The 4,437-nt window shown below is 74.7% G+C and carries 4 protein-coding genes; 1 reads left to right on the top strand and 3 read right to left on the bottom strand.

Going from position 1 to position 4,437, the window contains the following annotated elements:
* Positions 1-43: 43 nt before the first annotated feature.
* Positions 44-1,135, top strand: coding sequence for a PLP-dependent cysteine synthase family protein (locus E1193_RS30240; RefSeq protein ID WP_132186549.1), 1,092 nt, complete (start codon positions 44-46; stop codon positions 1,133-1,135).
* A gap of 33 nt (positions 1,136-1,168) precedes the next feature.
* Here E1193_RS30240 and E1193_RS30235 read toward each other — a convergent pair whose 3' ends face one another.
* The 3 genes from E1193_RS30235 to E1193_RS33565 form a co-directional block, all read right to left on the bottom strand.
* Positions 1,169-1,786: a putative glycolipid-binding domain-containing protein gene (locus tag E1193_RS30235; protein WP_132186548.1), complete on the bottom strand. Its 618-nt coding sequence runs from the start codon at positions 1,784-1,786 to the stop codon at positions 1,169-1,171.
* A gap of 97 nt (positions 1,787-1,883) precedes the next feature.
* Positions 1,884-3,770, bottom strand: coding sequence for a DEAD/DEAH box helicase (locus tag E1193_RS30230; RefSeq protein WP_132186547.1), 1,887 nt, complete (start codon positions 3,768-3,770; stop codon positions 1,884-1,886).
* A gap of 113 nt (positions 3,771-3,883) precedes the next feature.
* Positions 3,884-4,399: a hypothetical protein gene (locus tag E1193_RS33565; protein WP_243707967.1), complete on the bottom strand. Its 516-nt coding sequence runs from the start codon at positions 4,397-4,399 to the stop codon at positions 3,884-3,886.
* Between the last annotated feature and the right edge of the window lie 38 nt (positions 4,400-4,437).

Here is a 4,437-nt window from a genome sequence, read left to right as displayed (position 1 = left end):
GTATAAGAGACAGCCCCGTGACCCCGCTTGTACCGTTGCCGGCGTGACTCATCTCGACCGGTGCGACGAGGCCAGCCGGACGTGGGTGACCGAGGCGATCGCCGCGGTCGAGGCGGACGCCAACCGCTCCGCCGACACCCACCTGCTGCCCTTTCCGCTGCCCCGGGAGTGGGGGATCGACCTCTATCTCAAGGACGAGTCGGTGCACCCGACCGGCTCCCTCAAACACCGGCTGGCCCGCTCGCTCTTCCTCTACGGGCTCTGCAACGGCTGGATCGGTCCGGAGACGACCGTCATCGAGGCGTCCTCCGGCTCGACGGCCGTCTCCGAGGCGTATTTTGCCCGGATGCTCGGCCTGCCGTTCGTCGCGGTGATGCCGGCGTCCACCTCACCGGAGAAGATCGCCCAGATCGAGTTCCAGGGCGGGCGCTGCCACCTCGTTACGGACCCGGCCAAGGTGGTCGTCGAGGCCCGCTGGCTGGCCGAGGACAGCGGCGGCCACTTCATGGACCAGTTCACCTACGCCGAGCGGGCCACCGACTGGCGGGGCAACAACAACATCGCCGAGTCGATCTACGCGCAGCTCGCCCTGGAACGGCATCCGGTCCCGGCGTGGATCGTGGTGGGGGCCGGCACCGGCGGTACCAGCGCCACCATCGGCCGGTACACCCGCTACCGGCGACTGCCCACCAAGCTCTGCGTGGTCGACCCGGAGAACTCCGCGTTCTACCCAGCCTGGCAGGCCGCCGACTGGTCGGTGCGCACCGGCCGGGGCTCCCGCATCGAGGGGATCGGCCGCCCCACCGTGGAGCCGTCCTTCCTGCCCGCGGTGGTGGACCGGATGACGGCCGTGCCCGACGCCGCCTCGCTGGCCGCCATGCGGGCCGGCTCGGCCGTCCTCGGCCGTCGTGTCGGCGGTTCCACCGGCACCAACCTGTGGGGCGCGTTCGGCCTGATCGCCGAGCTGCTGGCCGCCGGGCAGGCCGGCTCGGTGGTCACCCTGATCTGCGACGCCGGCGACCGCTACGCCGATACCTACTACGACGACCGGTGGTTGGCCGGGCAGGGCCTGGACCTCGCCCCGCACCTGGCCACCGTGGAGCGCTTCCTCGCCGGCGGCGCCTGGCCGGCCTGACGCGTCCGATCCGGCCGCTGCCGGAGCGCGGGCTCAGCGGGTGTCGGCCCGGTCGGCCAGGCCCGGGTAGTGCATCACGAAACCGTCGCCGTCCAGCGACAGCTCGGCCCGGAAGGTGCCGCTGGCGAAACCCACCCGGCCCGGCCCGAGCGCGGTGTAGACCTGCTCGGCGGGGACCACCGCCAGGCTCGGCAACAGCACCCACGCCACGGTGATCCGGTGCGCGGTGCTGGCCGCCGCCCCCGCGAGACCCAGCCGGCGGATCGGGAGCGTGTTGAACAGCGGAGACCCGCTCAGGTCGACGTCGTGCGCGTCGTACAGCCGGCCGGGATCATCGGTGCCGGGCAGGCTGGCCGGGGAGCGCCCGACGGCCCGCAGCGCCCCGCCCAGGTCACCCTCCTCACCGGTGGTCACCCGCCAGCCGTCCGCGCCGCGGTCCAGTCGGACCCGCCGGTGCCAGCCGGCCCCTTCGGCCTCCGCCTCCAGGGAGGTGGTGCCCCCGTCCGCGCCGGTGGTCAGCCGGTAGCGGCAGGTGAAGTCCACCGGATCGACGGCGAGCTGCGTTCCGTGCGCGGTGAGCTCGGGGCCGTCGGCGACGATGACGTGCTCGGCGCCGGCCCCGGCCAGGCTCCAGAAGAGTGACCTCGGCATGTTCCGGAGGTTACGCCAACCGGGCGGCGCGGGCAGCGCATGCGGCAACGCCGTCGCGGAGCGTGCGCTCCGCGACGGCGTGCCGGTGTCGGGTGGGTCAGTGGGTACGCGCCGGCGGCCGGCCGCCGAAGCCACGCCGGTCGTCGCGCGGCCGGTCGTCGCGGCTGCGCCCCTCGGGACGGAACCCGCCCCGGCGCTCGGTGCCGCGCTGCTCGCCACCGAATCGGCGCTCGCCCTGCGGCCGGTCGCCGAAGCGCTGCTCGCCCCGGGCGTGGTCGCCGAAGCGCCGGTCCCCGGTGGGGCGATCGAAGCCGCGCTGGCCCCGATCGCCGAAGGAGCGGTCGCCGGTCGGTCGGTCGCTCCGCCCGTCGTGGCGGCGCTCACCGTAGCCACGGTCGCCGTGCGCCCGGTCCGCGGCCGGCCGGTCGCCGGAGGAGCGGCCGTCGCGGTCGCCGTAGCTCCGCTCGCCGGTGGGGCGGTCGCCGTAGCGGCGTTCGCCGAAGCCCCGGTCGCCGGTGGGGCGGTCGCCGTAGCTCCGGTCGCTGTGGCGGCGTTCGCCCCGGCCGTCGCGGTCACCGGGACGCCGGTCGCCGGTGGGCCGGTCGCCGTAGCGGCGGCCTCCCGCGCGGCGCGGCTCCGGCTCGTCGCGGACCGGGACGCCGCTGGGCTCACGCGCGCCCGTCAGCTCGGCCAGCGCGGGGTCACCGGCCCGGACTCGGGCCTGCGCGGGCTCGACGCCCGCCTTCTCCATCATCGCCAGGGTGGTGCGGCGCTGCTTCGGCAGCACCAGGGTCGCCACCGCGCCCGACTCGCCTGCCCGGGCGGTACGGCCGGCGCGGTGCAGGTAGTCCTTCGGATCCTTCGGCGGGTCCACGTGCAGCACCAGGGTGACCCCGTCGACGTGGATGCCTCGGGCCGCCACGTCGGTGGCGACCAGGACGTCCATCCGGCCCTCACGGAACTCGGCAAGGGTCTTGGTGCGCATCCGCTGGGTCTTGCCGCCGTGCAGCCCGCCGGCCCGCACGCCCACCGCGGCGAGCTGCTCGACCAACCGGTCGACGCCGAGCTGGGTACGCGCGAAGAGCATCGTCCGGCCGGCGCGGGCCGCGATCGAGGCCGCCACGGCGAACTTGTCGTGCGGCGGGACCAACAGCAGGTGATGGTCCATGGTGGACACGGACGCGGTCGACGGGGCGGTCGAGTGGGTCACCGGATCGGTCATGAACCGCTTGACCAGCGAGTCCACGTCGCCGTCCAGGGTGGCCGAGAAGAGCAGCCGCTGGGCGTCCGCGGGCGTCTTCGCCAGCAACTCGGTGACCTCGGGCAGGAAGCCCATGTCGGCCATCTGGTCGGCCTCGTCGAGCACGGTCACCTCGACGTCGTCGAGGACGCAGACACCCCGCGCGATCAGGTCGCCGAGCCGGCCCGGGGTGGCCACCACGATCTCCACGCCCCGGCGCAGCGCGTCGATCTGCCGGTCGTACGGGACACCGCCGACGGCGGTCTTGAGGAAGATCCCGACGGCCTTGCCGAGCGGCACCAGGGCGTCGTTGACCTGCATGGCGAGTTCCCGGGTGGGAACCAGCACCAGGGCTCTCGGGCGCAGCGGCCGGGCCCGGTTACGGGCGGCGAGCCGGGCGATGATCGGCAGACCGAAGGCGAGGGTCTTGCCGGAGCCGGTCTGCCCACGACCGAGCACGTCCCGGCCGGCCAGGGCGTCGGGCAGGGTCGCCCGCTGGATCTCGAACGGGGTGGTGATGCCCTGCCGGGCGAGCGTGTCGACCAGTTGGCGGGGCAGGCCCAGGGCGGCGAAGCCGGCGGCCGGTCCGGCCTCGGTGGTGGTGTACTCGACCGCCAGGCCGGGGGTGGACGGAGTGGTGCCGGGGGAAGTGAAGATGGTCAAGAAAAACCTTTCGGGCGGGGCGCATCTTCGCGATGGCCCGCCGCAGCTCCACGCCGCCGATTCGCCCGCAAGATCGCCCATGGGCGTGCGCCACGCACGCCGGGTCAGTGATCCTCACCAGTGTACGGCGGCGCGGCGACAGCGGCAGCCGGCCGCGAGTGGTAGTGGGCGGGCTCACCCCGCCCGCCCATCGACTACTTGTCGATCATGTTACCGACGAGCCCGTTCATCGCGTCGCCGGCGAGCAGGACCACCAGCACACCCATGGCCACCAGCAGAGCGAGGGCGGTGGCCAGGACCACCACGACCCGGGCGGTCCGGGACTTCTCCGCCGCCGGGTTGTCCGTCCAACCCTGGGCCAGGATGTGGCCGGTCAGCGAGCCGGAGTTCTCCACCGGGTTGCCGGCCGGGAAGGCGATCGTGGCGGAGGTCGGCCCGTCTCCGCCGTAGGCGACGGTGGCCAGGTCCGGTCCGCCGCGGTAGGGCGTACCGGGCTGGCCGTAACCGCCGGCCGGGGCGTTCCGCGGCACGCCGTGGGTGGTGGGCGGCGCTGCCGGGCTCTTGGCCGGCGCCCACGGTGCGGCCGGAGCCGGCGCGACGGCGCGGGCGGGTGGCGCGGAGGCAGGAGCGGCGGCCCGGACCGGGGCTGCGCCCGCCGCTCCCGCGGAGCCGGCGAAACCCGTCGGTCTGGCGGAACCGAGGGTGGTCAACGGGCCACCGGCTCCGGCCGTGCCGGTCGGCCCCGTGC

Origin of the sequence: Micromonospora sp. KC606 (genome assembly GCF_004348675.1) — a bacterium.
Taxonomy (GTDB): domain Bacteria; phylum Actinomycetota; class Actinomycetes; order Mycobacteriales; family Micromonosporaceae; genus Micromonospora.
This window is presented reverse-complemented; position numbering and strand designations above follow the sequence as displayed.

Excerpts from the sequence above, each read along its gene's own strand:
- E1193_RS30235 (WP_132186548.1), bottom strand. The coding sequence starts at position 1,786 with ATGCCGAGGTCACTCTTCTGGAGCCTGGCCGGGGCCGGCGCCGAGCAC.
- E1193_RS30230 (WP_132186547.1), bottom strand. The coding sequence starts at position 3,770 with ATGGGCGATCTTGCGGGCGAATCGGCGGCGTGGAGCTGCGGCGGGCCA.